The organism is Corynebacterium glyciniphilum AJ 3170 (assembly GCF_007673095.1).
Lineage (GTDB): Bacteria > Actinomycetota > Actinomycetes > Mycobacteriales > Mycobacteriaceae > Corynebacterium.
In genome coordinates this window covers 1-346 of record NZ_VDYZ01000106.1, presented here as the reverse complement: position 1 = coordinate 346, position 346 = coordinate 1, and the positions used below count along the sequence as shown (strand labels likewise).

At 62.7% G+C, this 346-nt stretch carries 1 protein-coding gene; it reads right to left on the bottom strand.

Going from position 1 to position 346, the window contains the following annotated elements; all coding sequences use genetic code 11:
* Positions 1–135: 135 nt before the first annotated feature.
* A partial coding sequence (locus FS507_RS18135) for a hypothetical protein (protein WP_222121454.1) occupies positions 136–346 on the bottom strand: 211 nt, incomplete at its 5' end.

The window sequence follows — 346 nt, the reverse complement described above, 5'->3', positions numbered from 1 at the left end:
CCCGCACCTCCTCCCCCGATTCCCCTTCGCCTCCCACCCCCCCCCCTCCCAATCTCTGGACACCCCCAACTCCCCTTACTCTTCTCACACCCACAACACCTCATCACTCTCACAACACTTCTGAAACACATCTCCTCACCACTTTTCATCACCATCCCCCCCCTCCTCCCCCACATCATTCACCCCAACCTCATCCACCACCTCCCTCACCGTCCCCCCTCCACCATCCTCACCCCCACCAACCCCAACTCCACCACCACCCCCATCCTCCCCCAACCCCTGTCCCCCCCCCACCACCTCACCCCAGTCTCCCGGCACACCCACGCGACTGCAAATCAACTCCTTC